Below are 18813 nucleotides of genomic sequence, written 5' to 3'. Positions count from 1 at the left end.
AACCCGAATGGCTCGGATCCGCTCGGCCATCTGCGAAGGCACACCCGAATCTTCGGTACATCCGCGCCCACGAAAAGGGCAAAGCCGTGTTCAGAAGCGAGGTTTCTTCATCTTTTTTTTGTGCAGGGACGCCCACTCACAGGAGACACCGATGGCCACCGAAACAAGCGTCAAAGGTCCGGCCTCGTACTTTCCTTCCATCGAGAAGAAGTACGGCCAGCCGATCGAACACTGGTTGAACATCCTCGCGCAGGCGGGCGATCGCAGGCACATGGAGCTGGTCGCACTGCTCAAGACCGACCACGCCATGGGTCACGGGCACGCCAACGCGCTGGTGGCCTGGCACCTGGCCCAGAAAAAGTAGCGCCCGACAACCGCCATGCCTGTTGAAATCGAACGCAAATTCCTCGTCACCGGCACCGCCTGGCGCAGCCCAGAAGGGCAGCGCATCGTTCAGGGTTATCTCAACCGCGACAAGGCGCGCACGGTGCGGGTGCGCATCGCCGGGCCGCGGGCGTTCCTGACCATCAAGGGTGCGACGAGCGGCGCCACCCGCGCCGAGTTCGAGTACCCGGTCCCGCTGGCCGACGCCGAGGCCCTGCTGGGCCTGTGCGACGGGCCGCTGATCGACAAGGTCCGCCACCGGGTGGCCTTTGGCGGCCTGCTGTGGGAAGTGGACGAGTTCCTGGGCGACAACGCGGGGCTGGTGGTGGCCGAGGTGGAGCTGGCGAGCGAGGACCAGGCCGTCGATCTGCCCCCGTGGGTGGGCGAGGAGGTGACGCACGATCACCGCTACTTCAATTCCAATCTGGCCACCCGCCCGTTCAGCCAATGGCGCGATGCGCGCGATGCGGCCGGTGCCCGCGACTGAACGAGACCCAGCCATGCCCATCGAACTGACCAAGGACCAGCGCGCCCAGGCGATCCAGTCCATCGAGCGCTATTTCCGCGAACACATGGACGAACCGATTGGCAACATCGCCGCGGGCGGCCTGCTGGGCTTTTTCCTCGAAGAGATCGGCCCGGCGGTCTACAACCAGGCGGTGGCCGACGTGCAGGAGCGGCTGCAGCAGCGGGTGTCCGAACTGGACCTGGAGGTCCACGAGGACGAGTTCGCCTACTGGCGCAAGTACGAGCGCGGCGCTCGCGGAAGAAAGTAGCCTGCGGCCCGCTACAGGCCTTGCAGGGTCGAGCGGACCTCGGCCACGCTCAATATCTCGGTCAGCACCACCGGCGGCTGGCCGTTCTTGTAGATCGCGTACACCGGCACGCCGTTGCGGCCGAGCTGCGCCAGCGCCGCGGTCACGGCCGGGTCGCGGCGTGTCCAGTCGGCGCGCAGCAAGGCGACTCGTTTTGCCGCCATCTCCTGCAGCAGGCCTTCGTCGGCCAGGGCGTTGCGCTTGTTGAACTGGCAGGTGACGCACCAGGCGGCGGTGAAGTCGACAAAGACCGGGCGGCCTTCGGCCTGCAGTGCCGCCAGTTTGTCGGGGCTCCAGGGTTGCCAGCTCACGCCCTGCACGGCCGTTTCCGATGCCATGGCCGTGCCGCTGTCCTGCAGCCGTGTCACGTTCGGCCCGACCGCCACACCCAGCCAGACCAGGGCCGCCGCCGACAGTCCGCCCAGCACCAGACGCCCCTTGCCTGAGAGGCCAAGCGACCAGGCCAGCAGCGCCATCGCCAGCAGCAGCAGCAGCAGAGCGGCGGCGCCGTCGATGCCGCTCTGCTGCCCCAGCACCCAGAGCAGCCAGACCACGGTGGCAAACATCGGGAAGGCCATGAACTGGCGGAAGCGTGCCATCCAGGCACCGGGCCGCGGCAGCGCACGCGCGATGGCGGGCCACCAGCTGGCGGCCAGGTAGGGCAGGGCCATGCCCAGGCCGAGCACGCCGAACACCGCCAGCGCCTGGGCGGCGGGCAGCGTGGCGGCCAGGCCGAGCGAGGCGCCCATGAACGGCGCGGTGCAGGGCGAGGCGACAGCGACCGCAAGCACGCCGGTCAGGAAGGCGTCGGCGGTCGGGTTCCTGGCCTGCAGGCTGGCCAGACCGGACGGCAGCACATGGCCGAACTCGAACAGGCCGGCCAGGTTCAGGCCGATCAGCGTGAACAGCACCGCCAGCCCCGCGACCACGGCCGGGCTCTGCAGCTGGAAGCCCCAGCCCAGCTGCTCGCCGGCGGCGCGCAGCGCCAGCAGCAGGCCGCCCAGCGCCAGGAAGGACAGCACGACACCGGCGGTGTAGGCCAGGCCCGAACGGCGGTGCGCGGCGCGGTCGTCGGCATGTTTCGCAAACGCCAGCACCTTGATCGCCAGCACCGGGAACACGCAGGGCATGAGGTTGAGGATCAGGCCGCCGATCAGCGCGCCCAGCAGCGCGGCGCCCAGCGCCAGCGAGGAAGCGCCGGCCGCCGGGGCGGCGGCGGCGCGCGCGGCGTTGGCATCCAGCGCGGCCTGCAGCGCGGGCGAGACGCCGGCCGCCGGCAGGGCCGCCACCGGTGGCCAGGCGCCCTGCACCGGCACCGTCATGCGCACGCCGGGCAGGCCCGGGCCTTCGCCGGGTGCATCGGCCTGCGCCACCACCAGCGCCATTTCGGCCGGGCTGTCGCCGCGCTGGGCGGAGAGCGGCAGTTTCGCGGTCCAGCGCGCGCCGTCCCAGGCCTGGGTCCAGGGCGCGCCGGGGTCGATCAGGCCGGCAGGCTCGGGGTAGAACTCCAGCTTCCGGCCCTTCCAGGCGGCCGGCAGGGCGTCGAGCGAGACGTTCAGGAACCCGGCCTCGGGCGTCAGCGCGCTGGCGGCAGGCGGCTGGTCCTTGGGTGCGGCCTGGAAGGCGGCGTCGAAGGCGGCGCCGTTCAGGCCGGTCGAGCCCATGGCCGGGATGCGCAGCGAGAACTGGCCTTCTTCCGGGATGCACTCCTTGCGGCAGACCAGCCAGGACGCCTGCAGCTTCACCTCCAGCTGCTGGCCCTGGAATTCGGGTGAGACGGTCAGCGGCACCGGCAGCAGCACCGTGCCGTTGTAGCCGTAGTTGGCCAGCGGCCCGATGGGGAACTTGCGAGGCGTCGGCCAGGCGATTTCGCCCGCAGTGACGCCGGGCGGCAGGTTCCACCGCAGATCGGTCGGCAGGCCGGAGTCTCCCGAATTCTTCCAGTAGGTGTGCCACTCGGGCGCATGGGTGAGTTGCAGGCCGACCCAGACCTTCGCGCCGGGCGTGGCGCCTTCGGGTGCGTGGGCCATCAGCTCGGCGCGCACCTGGTCGGTCTTCACCACGGTGGCGTCGCCGCCGAGCAGGCCCTGGGCAGAGGCGGCCAAGGGCAGCAGCAGCGCCAGAGCCCCCGCGGCGATCAGCGGACGAAGGACGGCGGGGCGGGCGGGCGGAAGCGGCATGGCAACGGGCGGCGAAAAACTGGGGCGGTGCATGAATATAAGTGACCACTATCGAATCGCGGTCCGGGGCCGGTGCCCCTGGTTTCATGGAGGCGATTGTCCGCCGTGGGTTCCCAGCGCGGCGCCGATTGGGTACAACCCGCCCAGGGCTTCGTGAAGGGAGACGCCATGGGATCGATGCTGGAGCGGGCACTGCAGGGCTGGGCCGAGCGGGTGCGGCGCGAGGCCAACGTGCCGGTGCGCCTGCGCTGGGGGGCGGACGGGGCGTCGACGCTCGCGCTGGGCGAGGCGCCGACGGTCGAGATCCGGGTGCACGGGGCGGCGGCCTGGCCGCTGCTGATCGAACCCGGGCTCGACACACTGGGCCAGGCCTACGTCGAGGGGCTCGTCGATGTGGACGGGCGGCTGCCGGACATCATCGGCGTGGCCCACGGGCTCGCCGCCAGCGCCCAGCCCAGCAGCGGGCTGCTCGGTCGCATCCGCCGCCGCTTCGGCCACACGCGCGAGAGCGACAGCGAGGCGATCCAGTACCACTACGACGTGTCCAACGACTTCTACCGCCCCTGGCTGGGCGAGGGCATGGTCTATTCGTGTGCCTATTTCGAACAGGGCGACGAGACGCTGGACCAGGCGCAGCAGCAGAAGATCGACCACATCCTGCGCAAGATCCGGCTGGCGCCGGGCCAGCGCCTGCTGGACATCGGCTGCGGCTGGGGCGCCCTGGTGCTGCGCGCGGCGCAGCAGTTCGGCGCGCGCTGCGTCGGCGTGACGCTGTCGCAGAACCAGTTCGACCTGGCCTCCGAGCGGGTGCGCGCCGCCGGGCTGCAGGACCGGGTCGAGATCCGGCTGCAGGACTACCGCGACGTGGCCGACGGTCCGTTCGACCGCATCACCAGCGTGGGCATGTTCGAGCACGTGGGGCTGGACCACCTGGCGGCGTACTTCGCCCGCATCCGCGAACTGCTGCAGCCCGACGGCTGGGCCATGAACCACGGCATCACCAGCACCGACGCGCGCGACGGCGAGACGCGCCACGGCGGCGGCCAGTTCATCCACCGCTACGTGTTTCCGCGCGGTGAGCTGCCGCACATCGGCACCGTGCTGCGCACGCTGCAGGAGGGCGGGCTGGAGGCGCTGGACGTGGAGAACCTGCGCCGCCATTACCAGCGCACCACCCAGCTGTGGAGCGAGGCCTTCGAGGCCCGCGCAGCGCAGATCCGGCCGCTGGTGGACGAGACGCGCTGGCGCATCTGGCGCATCTACCTGGCCGGTTGCGCCTGGGCCTTCGAGCACGACGAGGTGGCGCTCTACCAGGTGCTGTGCCGGCCGGCGGGCCAGTCGGCACAGGGCCTGCCCTGGTCGCGGCGCTGGATGTACCCGTGAAACGGCCGGGCCTACACTCCGGCACATGAACGCCCCGATCCGCCACTGGTCCGACCTGTCCACCGCCGACTTCGCCGCGCTGAACCGAGATCGCGCCATCGCGGTGCTGCCGGTGGCCGCGACCGAGCAGCACGGTCCGCACCTGCCGCTGTCGGTGGACACGGACATCGTGGGCGGCGTGGTGGCGGCGGCGCTGCCCCACCTGCCGGCCGACCTGCCGGCGCTGTTCCTGCCGGCGCAGGCCATCGGCTTCTCGCCCGAACACACGCGCTTCGCCGGCACGCTCACGCTGAAGGCCGAGACCCTGGTGCGGATCTGGACCGAAATTGGCGAGGCCGTGGCGGCCAGCGGCGTGAAAAAGCTGGTGCTGCTCAACAGCCACGGCGGCCAGGTGGGCGCGCTGGACCTGGTGGCGCGCGACCTGCGGGCGCGGCTCGGGATGCTGGTCTACAGCATCAGCTGGTTCAACCTGCCGCTGCGCGATGCGGCCGGGAACGACGTGAACGCGCTGTTCAGCGCCGACGAACACCGCTTCGGCATCCACGCCGGCGAGATCGAGACCTCGATGATGCTGGCGCTGCGGCCGGAGCGCGTGCGCATGGACAAGGCCGAGTACTTCCGTTCGAGTTCGCAGGACCGCGCCGAACGTTTTGCCACGCTGGGCAATGGCAAGAGCGCCAAGCTGGGCTGGATGATGCAGGACTACAACCCGCAGGGCGCGGTGGGCCACGCCGCAGCGGCCACGGCCGAAAAGGGCCGCGTGCTGCTGGACGCGGCCGGCCGGGCGCTGGCCCAGGCGCTGGTGGAAATCGACCGGCTGCCGCCCGACACCCTGCGCGAGCAGACCGCGTTCAATTGAGCCCCCACGCTCCGCCGCTGTGCGGGTCGCTGCCCCCCGAGTGGGCTGGGCCTGCCTTGGGGCGGCCCGGCGGCAGTCCCGGCTGATCAGGCGTAGGTCACCCAATCCCGATGTGCAGCGCTGTCCAGGTGCGGCAGCGTGTTGTAGGTCAGCAGGTGGTGGCGCTTGGGGTTGAACTGGAACTCGGTCACCGCGCTGTTGCGGATGCGCATGTTCAGGTCGATGGTGGCGTCCGGGCTCAGGCCCAGCACATGGCCCACCGCGGTCGCAATCGGCCCGCCGCTGGAGACCAGCAGCACGTTCTGGCCCGCGTGGTGCGCACGCACGTGCTCCAGCGCGCTGGTCACGCCGTGCACGAAGTCGGTGTAGGCGGGCATGCCCTCGGGGCTGATGGTGCCGGCCATCCATTGCCGCAGGCCGTCGCGCAGCAGCCGGAAATGCGCCTTGTAGCCCTCGGGGCTGTGCGGATCGCCCAGCGCATCCTCCTGCCCGCGCGGCAGGATGGCGCGGATCACCGCCCCGCTGTCGTATTCGTTGAGTCCCGGCCATTCCAGCGGCGACAGCTCCAGCCCGGCACCGCGCGCGATGCCGGCCCAGGTCTGGGCGTGGCGGCGCAGCGTGCCGGTGAGGGCGGCGTCGAAGCGCAGCCCGCGTTCGGCCCAGTGCCGGCCCAGGCGCTCGCTCTGGCGCTGACCCAGCTCGCTGAGCTGGTCGTAGTCGGCGGCCCCGAACGAGGCCTGGCCGTGACGGACAAGGTAGAGGATTCCCATGGGGCGGGATTCTGTTCGCTGGGCCCGCGCCGACTTTGTCCCGGCAGCGACTGCAGGTCGCGCAGGCGCCACGCCATTCGGTGCAATCCGGAAATAGCGGCCTTTTTTGCTCGTTTTGACACGACCTTCGCGGCCCCGGCCGTGCTTCAATGAAGCGCATGTCTTTCCCGACAATGGCCCATGCTGCCTGACATGACCACGCTTCTGCTCGTGCGGCTGGGGCTGGACGTGCTCATCGCCGTCGCCTTCTGGTGGCAGATGCGGCGCTATCCCGCCATTGGCGGCCCGGGCTGGTGGTCGCTGAGCGGGGTGCTGAGCATCGCGGGGTCGGTTGTCCTGCTGTGGCGCCTGTCCAGCGAGGGGCCGCTGCTGGCCGGATTGGCCCTCGTGCTGCTGTTCGGCTCCCACGCCTGCGGCTGGCTGGGGCTGCGCCGCTACCTGCAGCTGCCGCTGCCCTGGCGGGTGCTGAGCGGCATGCTGGTCACGCTGGTGAGCCTGCTGGTGGTGCTGGCCGCCGTGGGGCCCAGCGCGCTGCATGTGCAGCTCGTGTACCTGCTGGTGATGGGCGCGATGGCGCTGTGCGTGCTGCACGACCTGCTGGGCCTTCGTTCGCAGCGCAGCCAGCCCGAGTACCGCGTGCTGGCGGCCTTGACGGCGAGCGAACTGCTGGCGCTGACGGCCCTGAGCGCGTGGCTGCTGGGGGGCGGCCAGGCGCTGGACACCGTCGCCGCCCGGTTCATGCTGTTTTTCCTGCTGTCCAAGTTCCTGCGGGTTCTCGTGTTCAGTACCCTGGTGTCGCTGCGCCTGCGCCAGGAGGTGGAACAGACCCGGCAGGGCATGGCCGAGCGGGAGGCCGAGTCCCGGGCGCTGGTGGACAACCTGGGCGCCGGGGTACTCGTGCTCGGCCCCGACCGGTCCGTGGCCCGGATCAACGCCGCCGCCCAGCGTTTCCTGGCCTGGCCGGAGGGCGGGCGGCCGCCTGCGACCGGTGCGTGGCCCCTGCTCGCTCCCGACGGACAGCGCCTGCCCCGGCACGAAATGCCGTTCGAGCGCGTGTTGGCCACCGGGCAGCCGGTGTCCGATGTGGTGGTGGGCATCCACATCGCCGGCGAGATCCGCTGGGCGCTGTGCAACGCCTACCCCGAGAACGACGCGTTGGGCGGCTTGCGCCATGTGGTCTTCACCTTCGTCGACATCACGGCGCTGCGCCAGATGCAGCAGCAGCAGCGCGCGCTGGAGCAGCAGCTGGCGCAGTCGCAGAAGATGGAGGCGCTGGGCACGCTGGCCGGCGGCGTGGCGCACGATTTCAACAACATCCTGGCCGCGATCCTGGGCAACGCCGACCTGGCGCGCCAGGACCTTCCGCCGGGCGCACCGGCGCGCCAGAGCCTGCACGAGATCAGCAGCGCGGCGCGGCGCGGGCGCGAACTGGTGCGCCAGATTCTGGCCTTCAGTCGCCAGCAGCCGCTGGCGCGCACACCGGTCTGTCCCGATGCCATCGTCACCGAAACCTGCAGCCTGCTGCGCACCGCCATCGCACCCAACGTCCAGCTGGTCAAGGAGGTGGCGCCGAATGGCCTCGCCATCCTGGCCGACCCGACCCGTCTCGGGCAGGTCCTGCTCAACCTGGGGACCAACGCCGTGCACGCGCTGCAGGGGCGGCCCGGCCGGATCGCCTACCGCATCGACACCGTGGACCTGGACGACCCCGGGCTGCCGCCTGCGCTGGTGGAGGCCGGCCGGCGCAGCGGCCTGGGCGCAGTGCGCATCGCGGTGAACGACGATGGCTGCGGCATGGACGACGCCACTCGGGCGCGCATCTTCGAGCCCTTCTTCACCACCAAGGGGGTCGGGCAGGGCACGGGCCTGGGCCTGCCGATGGTGCTGGGCATCGTCGAGGCCCATGGCGGCGCGATCACGGTCGACAGCCGGCTCGGCGAAGGCACCACCTTCACCCTGTATTTCCCGGCCACCGCCGACAAGCCTCCGGCACTTGAACCGGAGGTGGTCTTCGTGGATAACGGCACAATGGCCCCCATACAAAGCGGCGGGCCGCCCCCGACCGCTACTTTTTCAGTGGAGTCCCCAGCCATGTCCGACGAGCCGAGCGCCGCCCCCGCCCACATCCTGTACCTGGACGACGACGACACCCTGGTGTTCCTGGTGCGCCGGTTGCTGGAGCGCCGGGGTTACAGGGTCACGGCGGTCTGCGACCAGCAGGAGGCGATCGACGCGGTGCGCGCCCAGCCGCAGGGCTTCCAGCTGCTGATGACGGACTACAACATGCCCGGCATGTCGGGCATCGACGTGGCGCGCGAGGTGCTGGCGATCAACCCGGCACTGCCCGTGGCCGTGGCCTCGGGTTACATCAGCGACGAGCTGCAGTCGGAGGCCCAGGCGGCGGGCGTGACCGAGGTGGTGTTCAAGACGGATGCGGTCGAGGCGTTCTGCGAGGTCGTCGCGCGGTTGGTGTCCCCAAAAAACTGATCGATTCAGACACTCGCGCCGGCCAGGACCTTGGCAAAGGTGGCGCTGTCCACGTTGCCGCCGCTGAGGCTGAGGCCCACGGCCAGGCCGCCCAGCGTTTCTTTTTCCTGCATCGCGGCTGCGAACGCGGCGGCGCCCGCGCCTTCGGCCACGTTGTGGGTGTCCGCGAAGAGGGCGCGCATGGCCTGCGCCACGTCCTCGTCGGTGACCTTCACGATGTGGTCCAGCGCCGGCGCGAGGATGGCCAGCGCCTCGGCGTCGGCGACGCGGCAGGCCATGCCGTCGGCCAGCGCGGTGGTGACCGGCGCTTCCACCACCCGGCCCGCGGCGATCGAATCGGCGTAGGTCGTGGCGTGGGCGCTGACCACGCCGACGATGCGTGCGCGGTGACCCAGGGCCTGTTTTGCGGCGATGGCCGAACACGCGCCCGAACCCTGGCCGATGGGCACGTAGACCACGTCCAGCTGAGGTATTGCGCGCAGGAATTCCCACCAGTAGGTGCTCACGCCGCGCAGCAGGTCTTTGTGGAAGCTGGGCACCATGTGGGCGCCACGCTCGGCCGCCAGCCGCATCGCGTGCTCGCGGCTCTCCTGAAAGTCGTCGCCATGTTCGATCAGGTCGACGCCGAGCGCGCGCATGGCGGCGTTCTTCTCCACCGAGTTGCCGCGCGGCACGACGATGGTGCAGCGCACGCCGTGTTCCCGCGCCGCCCAGCCGATGCTCTGGCCGTGGTTGCCGCGCGTGGCGCTGATCACCTCGCGCGGCAGTTCGCCGCGCTGCCTGAGCTGCTCGAAATAGGTCAGGCCGCCGCGGATCTTGAACGCGCCGACGGGCGTGTGGTTCTCGTGCTTGAGCCAGCAGTCGGTGCCCAGCCGTTCGCTCAGCAAGCCCCAGCGGTACTGGGGTGTGGGCGGGAAGCTGCGGTAGACCACCTGGGCGGCGGCCTCGATGTCGGCGAGGGTGGGCAGGTGCATCACAGCTGCACCGTCCCGTCGATGCAGGTGACGCTGGCACCGCCGACCCAGATCGTGTCGTCCGTCGCGCGCTCGATGTGCACGCGGCCCTCGCGCGCCAGGGCCGTGCCCTGGGCGGCCACGTAGCGTTCGGGTGCCAGGCCGGCACCGATCAGCCATTGCGCCAGCGCGGCGTTCAGGCTGCCGGTCACCGGGTCTTCGGCCATGCCGTTGTTGCCAGGGAAGAAGGCGCGCACCTCGAACTGCGTGTCGCCCGCGTCCTGCGGGCCGACCACGCCCACCTTGCCGCGTGGGCCCACCACGCCGATGTCCAGCCCCGCCAGCACGGTGGCGTCGGGACGCAGCGCCAGCACCTGTTCGGCGCTGCGCAGCATCACGCCGCGCCAGTTGGGGCCGTTGTCGCACCAGGCGTGGGCGGTGATGTCGGCGCGCGCCACGCCCAGACCGCGGGCGATGAGTTGCACGTCGGCTTCGTCCAGGGGACCGCTCTTGATGAGGGGCGGCGCAGCGAACGCGAGGCGCTCGCCGTCGCGTTGGATCCTTACCAGCCCCACCCCGCATTCCTGCACCACGTATTCCCCCCGCGGCACGCCACCCGCCTCCAGCCAGGCGTGGCAGCTGCCCAGCGTGGGGTGGCCGGCGAACGGCAGCTCGCGGCCCGGGCAGAAGATGCGCACGCGGTAGTCGGCACCGGCGGCGGCGCCCTCGGGCGTGGGCGGCAGCAGGAAGGTGCACTCCGACAGGTTGGTCCAGTTCGTGAAGTGCTGCATCGCCTCGGTCGACAGGCCGCTGCCGTCGAGCACCACCGCCAGCGGGTTGCCGCGGTAGGGGGTGGTGGTGAACACGTCGACCTGTTTGAACGGGCGTTGCTGCATGAAGGTTCTCCGTGAGGTCAGGACAGGGGCAGGTCCAGCACGCCGCGGCTGGCGGGCATGGCCAGCCACTGTGCGTACCAGCGCTCCAGATGCGGCCAGGCCGGGCGCGGCAACGGCAGGCCCCACCAGCGGTGCACCTCGCAGGCGATCGGGATGTCGGCCATGGTCAGCGCGTCGCCGGCCATGAAGGGCTGGCGTGCGAGGTGTTCGTCCAGCTGGGCGAACAGCGCTTCGGTGGCCGCCACCGAAGCGGCGACGACGGCCGGGTCGCGCTGCGCCTCGGGTGTGCGGATCAGCTGCTTGAAGCCGGGGCTGCCGGCCGGGTTGAGCGTGGTCTGCTGCCAGTCCATCCAGCGCTCGGCGTCGGCGCGGCGCTGAAGGTCTTGCGGATAAAGCAGCGATCCCTCACGTGCGCAGAGATACCGAACGATGGCGTTCGACTCCCACAGCGTGAAGTCGCCGTCTTCGAGCAGCGGCACCAGGCCGTTGGGGTTCTTGGCGCGGTAGTCGGGCGTGTTCACCACGCCGTAGGACAGGCCGGCGTCGATGCGCTCGAATTCGAGTCCCAGCACCTGCGCGCACAGCACCACCTTGCGCACGTTGATCGAACTGATGCGGCCCCAGACGCGCAGCATGATCTCAACCCTTGATGGCGTCGCGGATGGCGTCCGCCAGCGCGCGGATGCCGATGCGGATCTGTTCTTCGCTCGCGGTCACGAACGACAGGCGCAGCGTGCGCGGGTCGCCGTGGTCGGCGTAGAACGCCGCGCCGGGCACGAAGGCCACGCCCTTGTCCACCGCCTGGGGCAGCAGCTCGACGGCGTTGACACCCTCGGGCAGGCGCGCCCACAGGAACATGCCGCCCACGGGCGAGTTCCACTGCACGTCCAGGTCGGCCATTTCCGTCTTCAGCGCCGCCAGCATCACCTCGCACTGGTGTTTGTAGAGCGCGCGGATGGTGGGCACGTGGCGGTCGATGAAGCCGTCCTTGAGCACCTCGGCCACCATGCGCTGGTTGAAGCTGGGGCTGTGCAGGTCGGCCGCCTGCTTGGCCTGCAGCAGTTTGGGCATGATGGCCTTGGGGGCGACCACGTAGCCCAGGCGCAGGCCGGGCGCCAGCACCTTGGAGAACGAACCCAGGTAGATGCAACCTTCGGGACGGCGCGCGGTCAGCGGCGGGGGCGGCGGCTGGTCGAACCACAGGTCGCCGTAGGGGTTGTCTTCCACGATGGGCAGACCCGCGGCCTGGGCTGCGTCCACCAGGGCCTGGCGGCGCGCCTCGCTCATGGTGCGACCGGTGGGGTTCTGGAAGTTGGGCAGCACGTACAGGAAGCGCGCGCCCGGCGCTTTCTGCTTCAGGTCGCCGACGTCGATGCCCTCGTCGTCGCTGTCCACGCTGACGATCTTGGGCTCCATCGGCGTGAAGGCCTGCAGCGCGCCCAGGTAGGTGGGTGTCTCCACCAGCACCGTGCTGCCTTCGTCGATCAGCACCTTGGCCACCAGGTCCAGGCCCTGCTGGCTGCCGGTGGTGATCAGCACCTGGTCGGGGCTGACGTCCCAGGGCAGCTGCTTCGCGATCCACTCGCGCAGGGCCGGCAGGCCCTCGCTGGCGGCGTACTGCAGCGCGGCGGCGCCATCGGTCCTGAGCACGGCGGCACAGGCGGCGGCAAAGGCGTCGACCGGGAAGGTCTTGGGCGAAGGGAGACCCCCGGCAAAGCTGATGATGCCGGGCTTCTCTGTGACCTTGAGGATCTCGCGGATCACCGAAGGGTTCATCTTGTGGGCGCGTTGCGCGAGCGTCCAGGTGGTGGTGGTGGTCAAGGCAGTCTCCTCAATCAGGACTTGGCGGGGGATGGGGTGGGGGCGGCCATGCGCCGGCCCATGAACACGGTGGCGACCACGGCGAGGGCAAAGCCCAGCGTGATCGCGTCCAGCGATTCTCCCAGCAGTGGCACGGCGGCCAGGATGCTGACGAAGGGTTGCAGCAGCTGGGTCTGGCTCACGCGCAGTGCGCCGCCCAGGGCCAGGCCGCGGAACCAGGCGAAGAAGCCGGCCCACATGGAAAACACGCCCACGTAGCCCAGCGCCAGCCAGGCGGACAGCGCAATCGGCTGCTCGGGCCAGGTCAGCAGCGCGCCGGGCACCGACAGTGGCAGGGCCAACACGCAGACCCAGCTGATCACGCGCTCGGCGCCCAGCGAAGGCGTTGCCTTGGCGCCGCCCACATAGCCCAGCGCCGCGGCCAGCACCGCACCGACCAGCAGCGCGTCGGCCCATGTGAGGCCGAAACCATGGCCCACCTGCGCCGCGCGGATCAGGCTGTAGGCCACCACCAGCGCGCTGCCCAGCACCGCAAACAGCCAGAAGCCCAGGCGCGCGCGCTGGTGCATCAGCCAGGCGGCGACCGCGGCGGTGGCCAGCGGCAGCAGGGCGGTGATGACGGCGGCGTGGCTGGCCGTGACGTGGCGCAGCGCCCAGCCGAGCAGCAACGGGTAGCCGATGGCGTTGCCCGCCAGCGAGAGCAGCAGCGGCCCGCGTTCGGCCGCCGTCGGCAGGCGCGAGCGCGTGGCCAGCAGGTAGGCCGCCGACAGGCCGCCGGCCAGTGCGGCGCGGGCCCAGGTCACGAACCAGGGTGAGAGCTGCGGTGCGTCGGCGGTGCCGGTGGCCAGGCGCGTCATCGGCAGCGTGAGCGCGAACACGACGACGCCGACCAGGCCCAGCCAGAGGCCGAGGGTGGTGTCGCTCATGCGCGTGGAGGGCAGTGTGGTGCTGTGGCTCATGAGGCACTCCCGAACGAGAGGCCCGCGCCCCCCAACAGCATCCATGCCGAGGTCAGCACCAGGGCCAGCGCCATCAGCCGGTTGAACATCAGCAGGCGCGCGCCCGTGGGCTGGCCGTCCACCACCGGTCCGGCCAGCCAGTGGCGCAGCAGGGAGCCGACCAGCGCGTAGCTGAGGTTGCTGACGAAGGCGAAGGCCAGCAGCACCGGCAGCACGGCCACAAAGCGCTGCTGCGCGTCGGCCTGGCCGGCGATCCAGCCTGCGACGATGGACAGCGCCAGCATCCAGGCCTTGATGTTGAGGAACTGCAGGCCCACGCCCTGCCAGAAGCCCACGTTCAGCCGTGCGCTGTCCACCGAACTGAGCGAGCGGCTGCCCCAGAGCCGCCGCGCCAGCCACAGCAGGTAGACCGTGCCGCCCAGCAGGATGGCCCAGCGCAGCGCCGGCACGGCCACCACCAGCGACCCCACGCCCGCGGCGCACAGCGTGAACAGCAGGCCCCAGCCCACCGGCACCGCGGCGATGAAGCGCAGCGCGCGCGGCAGCCCGCCGTTGGCCGCCAGCGCGGTGGACAGCGTGGTGTTGGGTCCGGGCGTGAAACTGGTGGCCGTGGCCAGCACCAGCAGGGCGCTGAACTCGCCGGCGGTCATGGCTTCACCGTGGGGGCTTGTGGGGACATGCGATGCACTTTATCCTTGCGGGCCATACACAAACCATACAGATGGCCGGGTCACGGAATGAATCTGTGTGGTTCATGAGGGCCATACACCGCATGTTCCATAGCAAGGATTCCAGAGACACCGCGCCGGACACTGCCGTGGTCGCATCACTCACGCGAACCGCTGCGCAGACCCTCACCGAACAGCTGGCCGAGCGATTTGCCGCCCGCATCCGTGACCGCCTGCTGGCGCCCGGCGCGCGCTTGCCCAGCGTGCGCCAGTGCGCGGCCCAGCATGGCCTGAATCCGTCCACCGTGGTGGCGGCCTACGACCTGCTGCTGGCCCAGGGACTGGTGGAGGCGCGGCCGCACCGGGGCTTCTTCGTGCGCGAGCGGGCGCCCTTGCGCGACGCCGGCGGCGCGGCACCGGTGGCGCCGGCCACCCCGCGGATGGCGGCGCCGCTGTCGGCCGCCACGCTGATCCGCGGCATGTTCCACCCCGGCGGCAGCTTGCCGCAGCCCGGCATGGGCGTGCTGCCGCCCGAATGGCTCGAATCGACCTTCATGCCCGCCGCGGTGCGCAAGGTCAGCGGCCAGAAGGCGCTGGCCGAAAGCTCGCTGCGCTACGGCGAGCCCATGGGCGATGGCCACCTGCGCCGCGTGCTGGCCGCGCGGCTGCAGGGCCTGGGCCTGCCAGCGGATCCGGCGCAGATCATCACCACCGTGGGCGCCACCCACGCGCTGGACATCGTCAGCCGCACCCTGCTCAAGCCGGGCGATGCCGTGATGGTGGAGGAACCGGGCTGGGCGGTGGAGTTCGCCCGGCTCGACGCGCTGGGCATGCGCATCCTGCCGGTGCCGCGCGGCCCGGCCGGGCCGGACCTGGCGGTGATGGCGCGCTACTGCGAGGCCCACGCGCCCAAGCTCTTCGTCAGCGTGAGCGTGCTGCACAACCCCACGGGTTACTGCCTCTCGCCCGCCAGTGCGCACCGCGTGCTGCAGCTGGCCCAGCAGCACGACTTCCACATCGTCGAGGACGATACCTACAGCCACATCGCACCCGAACACGCCACCCGTATGAGCGTGCTCGACGGCCTGCGGCGCACCATCTATGTCAGCGGTTTCGCCAAGATCCTGGCGCCCAACTGGCGCGTGGGCTACCTGGTGGCGCCGCCCGAGCTGACCGAGCGCCTGCTGGACACCAAGCTGCTGGCCACGCTGACCACGCCCAGCCTGCTGGAGCGCGCGCTGGCGCACTGCATCGAGAGCGGCCAGCTGCGTCGCCACGCCGAGCGCATCCGCACCCGGCTGGACGCCGCGCGCACCCGAAGCGTGAAGCTGGCACAGGCGTCGGGCTGCCGCTTCGTGGCCGAGCCCTCTGGCCTGTTCGGCTGGGTCGACACCGGCGTGGACACCGAGGCGCTGGCGCAGCGCATGCTGGACGAGGACTACCTGATCGCGCCCGGCGCGCTGTTCCACGCGGCGCGCGCGCCCAGCACGCTGATGCGCATCAACTTCGCGACCACGCAGGACGCGGCGTTCTGGAAGGTGTTCAGGCGCCTGGTGGCGAGCTGAGCAGCGCCGCGAGGGCCTTGTCCAGCGCCTGGGCCTCGGCCTGCATCAGTGGCAGGGCGCGCTCGAACAGGTGCCAGTCGCGGGCCAGTGCCGCCAGCTCCAGGCCCTTGGCCAGCCGCGCACCTCGCTCGGCCGTCATACTGCCCAGTGAACCCTTGAGGCCGTGGGCGTGGGCCACCGCCCGGTCGGCATCCTGCGTCTGCAGCGCCCCGTCCAGTTGCCGCAGTCGCTGGGACAGGTCGGTTCGCATGGCCTGGGCCAGCTGGCGCAGGGTCTCTTCGTCACCATCCAGCCTGCGGCGCAGCTTGGCCACGTCCAGCGCACCGGCCGCCGAAGGTGTGTGCGGTTCCGGTGCAGGTTCGTCGCGCGGAGCGACCGGCGGCACCGGTTGGCCCGGGACACGCAGCGCCTCGTCCAAGGCTCGCATCAGCGCCTTCGGACCCACAGGTTTGGGGGTGTACCCGTCCATGCCCGCCGCGAGGCAGGCTTCCCGGTCACCGTTCATGGCGTTGGCGGTCACCGCCACGATGGGGGTGTGTGGCCGCCCAAGCGTCTTCTCCAGCTCGCGGATGCGGTGGGTCGCCTGCAGGCCGTTGGTGCCGGGCATCTGCACATCCATCAGCACCAGATCGATCCCGCCGTGCGACCACTGCTCCACCGCCTGTTCGCCGTCGCGCGCCAGCAGCACGGTACAGCCCAGGCGCTGCAGCAGCTGGCGCATCAGCAGCTCGTTGACCGGATGGTCTTCGGCCACCAGCACCCGCAGACCGGCGAAGCGGTCACCGACCTGTGCCATCTCGTCCAGTTCGGTGGGCGCGGTCAGCGTGGCGTTCTCGGTGGCGGTTGTGTCGTTCAGCGGCAGGGTCACCGTGAAGGTGCTGCCCTGACCCAGCGCACTCTGCAGGCCGATCTCGCCGCCCATCAGCCGCACCAGGCGCGAGCAGATCGCCAGACCCAGGCCGCTGCCGCCGAAACGGCGTGCCGTCGAGGCGTCGGCCTGTGTGAAGGCGTCGAAAATGGTGACCTGCTGCTTGGGCGAGATGCCGACTCCGCTGTCCTGCACCTGCAGGCGCAGCCGGGAGACGGCGCCCTGATGCACGACGTCGGCGGTGACATGGATGCACCCGCCGCGCGGGGTGAACTTCAGGGCGTTCGACAGCAGGTTGGACAGCACCTGTCGCAACCGCCCCGGGTCGCCCTGCATGTGCTGGGGCAGGCCGGGCGCCATGTCCAGCGACCAGTCCAGCGGCTTGGCGCGGGCCTGTTCGGCGTACAGCGCGCCCACGTCCTGCAGCACCTGGCGCAGGTCGAAACGCACCCGCTCGATGCTGAGCTTGCCGGCCTCGATGCGCGAGAGGTCCAACACGTCGTTGAGCAGGCCCAGCAGGGCATGGGCCGAGCTGTCCATCAGCTCCAGCCAGTTCTTCTGCTCCGGGTTCAGCGGCGAGTCCATCAACAGCCGGGTCAGGCCCATCAGGGCGTTCAGCGGCGTGCGCACCTCGTGGCTGATGTTGGCCAGGAACTCGCTCTTGGCCCGGCTCGCCTGCTCGGCCAGCTGGCGCGCCCGCTCGCCCTCGGCCTCGGCGCGTTTGCGCTCGCCGATGTCGGCCAGCGTGCCCATCAGGCGCAGCGGCCGGCCGCGGGCATCGTGCTCGGCCACCATCGCGTGGTTCTCGACCCACAGCCAGCCGTCGCTGGTGCGCACGCGGTATTGCGACACCGCGTGCCGCCGCTCGTTGGACAGCAGCGTCCGGTGCAGGTCATCGAAGGCTTTGCGGTCGTCGGGGTGGATGCGGGCCTGCAGGTCGGCCATGCTCCAGTTGCCCTCCATGGCGACATCGGCCAACATCTCGCCCCAGCGCGCTGTCAGGAACACCTGGGGTGTGGGCAGTTGCCAGTCCCAGAGTGCCAGCCGGGCCGCCTCAACGGCCAGCTGCAGCCGGTCGCGGGTCTCGTCCAGCGCCTCTTCGGCCAGCAGGCGGCTGTTCGACTCGCGGTGCACCGAACTGCGCAGGCGGTCGAGCTCGGCGTTCTGGCGGTCCAGTTCCGCCAGCAGCTTCTGCGTGCGCTCGCGTTCGCGCTGGAGGTCCTGCTGCGCGCGCTGCAGGTCCAGGGCGAGGCGTTGGGGAATGTCGGGCATGTTGTTGCTGGGGCGACGGCCGGTCGCCCGGGTGTTCAGGTGCCGCCCAGCGCCTGCCAGCGCTCCAGGGCCTGCATCCACTCTTCTTCTATTTCGGCATGGCGGGCGCTCAGTTGAGTCGCGCGGGCTGCGTCGGTCGCGAACAGCTGACCGCCGGCAAGGACCTTGTCGATTTCGGCCTGTTCGTCCTCCAGTGCCTGGATCTTCGCGGGCAGAGCGTCGAACTCGCGCTGTTCCCTGTAGCTGAGCTTGCGTTTGCCCAAGGCTGGGGCGCTGGTGGGGGCCGGGACAGGTGCCGCCGCTTCCTGGGGCTTGGCCACGGGTTCAGGGGCCCGCTGGCGCTGCAACTCCTGGGCGCGCGCCGACTGGGTGAGCCAGTCCTGCACGTCGCCCACGTACTCGCGCCAGACACCGTTTCCTTCGCTGACGATGGTGCTGGTGACCACGTTGTCCAGGAAGCGGCGGTCGTGACTGACCAGGAACACCGTGCCTTCGTACTGTTGCAGCAGTTCTTCCAGCAGCTCCAGGGTGTCGATGTCGAGGTCGTTGGTCGGCTCGTCCAGCACCAGCACGTTGGCCGGTCGCGCGAACAGGCGCGCCAGCAGCAGGCGGTTGCGCTCGCCTCCCGAGAGCGTGCGTACCGGGGCGTTGGCCCGGGCAGGGGAGAACAGGAAGTCGTTCAGGTAGCTCTTGACATGGGTGCGGCGGTTGCCGATCTCGATCCACTCACTGCCCGGGCTGATGAAATCCTCCAGCGTGGCGTCCAGGTTCACCTGGTCGCGGAGTTGATCGAAATAGGCCACGCTGATCTGGCTGCCCTGACGCACCGTTCCGGTGTCTGGGGGAAGCTCACCGAGGATCATCTTGAGCAGTGTGGTCTTGCCGGCGCCATTGGGGCCGATGAGGCCCACCTTGTCTCCGCGCAGGATGGTG

17 protein-coding genes (1 of these 17 only partly in view) are annotated in these 18813 nt (G+C 70.5%); 7 read left to right on the top strand and 10 right to left on the bottom strand.

The features are described 5' to 3' along the window. The first annotated feature begins 151 nt into the window (after nt 1-151). The 3 genes from RCO38_RS05480 to RCO38_RS05470 are packed head-to-tail and all read left to right on the top strand — an operon-like array spanning nt 152 to nt 1160. On the top strand, nt 152-364 hold the full coding sequence (locus RCO38_RS05480) for a DUF4287 domain-containing protein (protein ID WP_308327259.1): 213 nt from the start codon (nt 152-154) through the stop codon (nt 362-364). 15 nt (nt 365-379) lie between these two features. Further along, nucleotides 380-871, top strand: a complete 492-nt coding sequence (locus tag RCO38_RS05475) for a CYTH domain-containing protein (RefSeq protein ID WP_308327258.1) — start codon at nt 380-382, stop codon at nt 869-871. Nucleotides 872-884: 13 nt separating this feature from the next. Continuing rightward, complete coding sequence (locus tag RCO38_RS05470) at nt 885-1160, top strand: DUF2164 domain-containing protein (protein ID WP_308327257.1); 276 nt, start codon at nt 885-887, stop codon at nt 1158-1160. A gap of 11 nt (nt 1161-1171) precedes the next feature. Here the strand turns inward: RCO38_RS05470 and RCO38_RS05465 are convergent, their stop codons facing one another. Further along, entirely contained in the window at nt 1172-3379 is a 2208-nt protein-coding gene (locus RCO38_RS05465; RefSeq protein ID WP_374694510.1) for a protein-disulfide reductase DsbD family protein, read from the bottom strand. A 168-nt stretch (nt 3380-3547) separates the two neighbouring features. Here RCO38_RS05465 and RCO38_RS05460 point away from each other — a divergent pair, with 168 nt between their 5' ends. Together RCO38_RS05460 and RCO38_RS05455 are read left to right on the top strand one after the other, a co-directional pair. After that, a complete protein-coding gene (locus RCO38_RS05460) occupies nt 3548-4762 on the top strand; it encodes a cyclopropane-fatty-acyl-phospholipid synthase family protein (RefSeq protein ID WP_308327256.1) in 1215 nt (404 codons plus the stop codon). A 25-nt stretch (nt 4763-4787) separates the two neighbouring features. After that, nucleotides 4788-5621: a creatininase family protein gene (locus tag RCO38_RS05455; protein ID WP_308327255.1), complete on the top strand. Its 834-nt coding sequence runs from the start codon at nt 4788-4790 to the stop codon at nt 5619-5621. 86 nt (nt 5622-5707) lie between these two features. Here RCO38_RS05455 and RCO38_RS05450 read toward each other — a convergent pair whose 3' ends face one another. Continuing rightward, the gene (locus RCO38_RS05450; RefSeq protein ID WP_308327254.1) at nt 5708-6391 is read right to left on the bottom strand and encodes a histidine phosphatase family protein; all 684 of its coding nucleotides are present in this window, start codon (nt 6389-6391) and stop codon (nt 5708-5710) included. Between the two features lie 192 nt (nt 6392-6583). On the opposite strand from RCO38_RS05450, the gene RCO38_RS05445 reads away from it, so the two are divergent. Further along, entirely contained in the window at nt 6584-8878 is a 2295-nt protein-coding gene (locus tag RCO38_RS05445) for a hybrid sensor histidine kinase/response regulator (protein WP_308327253.1), read from the top strand. Between the two features lie 5 nt (nt 8879-8883). On the opposite strand, the gene RCO38_RS05440 is transcribed toward RCO38_RS05445, so the two are convergent. From RCO38_RS05440 to RCO38_RS05415, 6 genes are read right to left on the bottom strand one after another with little or no spacing between them, the layout of a single operon-like run. Beyond that, on the bottom strand, nt 8884-9852 hold the full coding sequence (locus RCO38_RS05440; RefSeq protein WP_308327252.1) for a threonine dehydratase: 969 nt from the start codon (nt 9850-9852) through the stop codon (nt 8884-8886). Then, nucleotides 9852-10727, bottom strand: coding sequence for a PhzF family phenazine biosynthesis protein (locus RCO38_RS05435; RefSeq protein WP_308327251.1), 876 nt, complete (start codon nt 10725-10727; stop codon nt 9852-9854). The genes RCO38_RS05440 and RCO38_RS05435 overlap by 1 nt, the downstream gene beginning before the upstream one ends. 17 nt (nt 10728-10744) lie before the next feature. Beyond that, nucleotides 10745-11362 (bottom strand): glutathione S-transferase family protein, encoded by a 618-nt coding sequence (locus tag RCO38_RS05430; protein ID WP_308327250.1) that lies wholly within the window; start codon nt 11360-11362, stop codon nt 10745-10747. A 4-nt stretch (nt 11363-11366) separates the two neighbouring features. After that, nucleotides 11367-12503: an aminotransferase-like domain-containing protein gene (locus tag RCO38_RS05425; RefSeq protein ID WP_308327339.1), complete on the bottom strand. Its 1137-nt coding sequence runs from the start codon at nt 12501-12503 to the stop codon at nt 11367-11369. Between the two features lie 59 nt (nt 12504-12562). Then, nucleotides 12563-13507 carry a DMT family transporter gene (locus RCO38_RS05420; protein WP_308327248.1) on the bottom strand — a complete coding sequence of 315 codons (945 nt, stop codon included), beginning with the start codon at nt 13505-13507 and terminating at the stop codon, nt 12563-12565. Then, the gene (locus RCO38_RS05415) at nt 13504-14157 is read right to left on the bottom strand and encodes a LysE family translocator (protein WP_308327247.1); all 654 of its coding nucleotides are present in this window, start codon (nt 14155-14157) and stop codon (nt 13504-13506) included. Before RCO38_RS05415 ends, RCO38_RS05420 begins: the two co-directional genes overlap by 4 nt. 167 nt (nt 14158-14324) lie before the next feature. Between RCO38_RS05415 and RCO38_RS05410 the strand changes: the two genes are divergently transcribed. Continuing rightward, on the top strand, nt 14325-15740 hold the full coding sequence (locus RCO38_RS05410; RefSeq protein WP_308327246.1) for an aminotransferase-like domain-containing protein: 1416 nt from the start codon (nt 14325-14327) through the stop codon (nt 15738-15740). Here the strand turns inward: RCO38_RS05410 and RCO38_RS05405 are convergent. Further along, entirely contained in the window at nt 15718-17880 is a 2163-nt protein-coding gene (locus RCO38_RS05405; RefSeq protein ID WP_308327245.1) for an ATP-binding protein, read from the bottom strand. The genes RCO38_RS05410 and RCO38_RS05405 overlap by 23 nt on opposite strands. Nucleotides 17881-17915: 35 nt before the next feature. Next, on the bottom strand, nt 17916-18813 hold the final stretch of the coding sequence (locus RCO38_RS05400) for an ATP-binding cassette domain-containing protein (protein ID WP_308327244.1). It continues 1004 nt past the right edge of the window; the window shows 898 of its 1902 coding nt (coding positions 1005-1902); its start codon lies off the right edge, out of view; the stop codon is at nt 17916-17918.

This window comes from Hydrogenophaga pseudoflava (assembly GCF_031020795.1).
In the GTDB taxonomy this organism is placed as follows: Bacteria; Pseudomonadota; Gammaproteobacteria; order Burkholderiales; family Burkholderiaceae_C; genus Hydrogenophaga; species Hydrogenophaga pseudoflava_A.
This window is presented reverse-complemented; position numbering and strand designations above follow the sequence as displayed.

Excerpts from the sequence above, each read along its gene's own strand:
- RCO38_RS05480 (WP_308327259.1), top strand. The coding sequence starts at position 152 with ATGGCCACCGAAACAAGCGTCAAAGGTCCGGCCTCGTACTTTCCTTCC.
- RCO38_RS05475 (WP_308327258.1), top strand. The coding sequence starts at position 380 with ATGCCTGTTGAAATCGAACGCAAATTCCTCGTCACCGGCACCGCCTGG.
- RCO38_RS05470 (WP_308327257.1), top strand. The coding sequence starts at position 885 with ATGCCCATCGAACTGACCAAGGACCAGCGCGCCCAGGCGATCCAGTCC.
- RCO38_RS05465 (WP_374694510.1), bottom strand. The coding sequence starts at position 3,379 with ATGCCGCTTCCGCCCGCCCGCCCCGCCGTCCTTCGTCCGCTGATCGCC.
- RCO38_RS05460 (WP_308327256.1), top strand. The coding sequence starts at position 3,548 with ATGGGATCGATGCTGGAGCGGGCACTGCAGGGCTGGGCCGAGCGGGTG.
- RCO38_RS05455 (WP_308327255.1), top strand. The coding sequence starts at position 4,788 with ATGAACGCCCCGATCCGCCACTGGTCCGACCTGTCCACCGCCGACTTC.
- RCO38_RS05450 (WP_308327254.1), bottom strand. The coding sequence starts at position 6,391 with ATGGGAATCCTCTACCTTGTCCGTCACGGCCAGGCCTCGTTCGGGGCC.
- RCO38_RS05445 (WP_308327253.1), top strand. The coding sequence starts at position 6,584 with ATGACCACGCTTCTGCTCGTGCGGCTGGGGCTGGACGTGCTCATCGCC.
- RCO38_RS05440 (WP_308327252.1), bottom strand. The coding sequence starts at position 9,852 with ATGCACCTGCCCACCCTCGCCGACATCGAGGCCGCCGCCCAGGTGGTC.
- RCO38_RS05435 (WP_308327251.1), bottom strand. The coding sequence starts at position 10,727 with ATGCAGCAACGCCCGTTCAAACAGGTCGACGTGTTCACCACCACCCCC.
- RCO38_RS05430 (WP_308327250.1), bottom strand. The coding sequence starts at position 11,362 with ATGCTGCGCGTCTGGGGCCGCATCAGTTCGATCAACGTGCGCAAGGTG.
- RCO38_RS05425 (WP_308327339.1), bottom strand. The coding sequence starts at position 12,503 with ATGAACCCTTCGGTGATCCGCGAGATCCTCAAGGTCACAGAGAAGCCC.
- RCO38_RS05420 (WP_308327248.1), bottom strand. The coding sequence starts at position 13,507 with ATGAGCCACAGCACCACACTGCCCTCCACGCGCATGAGCGACACCACC.
- RCO38_RS05415 (WP_308327247.1), bottom strand. The coding sequence starts at position 14,157 with ATGACCGCCGGCGAGTTCAGCGCCCTGCTGGTGCTGGCCACGGCCACC.
- RCO38_RS05405 (WP_308327245.1), bottom strand. The coding sequence starts at position 17,880 with ATGCCCGACATTCCCCAACGCCTCGCCCTGGACCTGCAGCGCGCGCAG.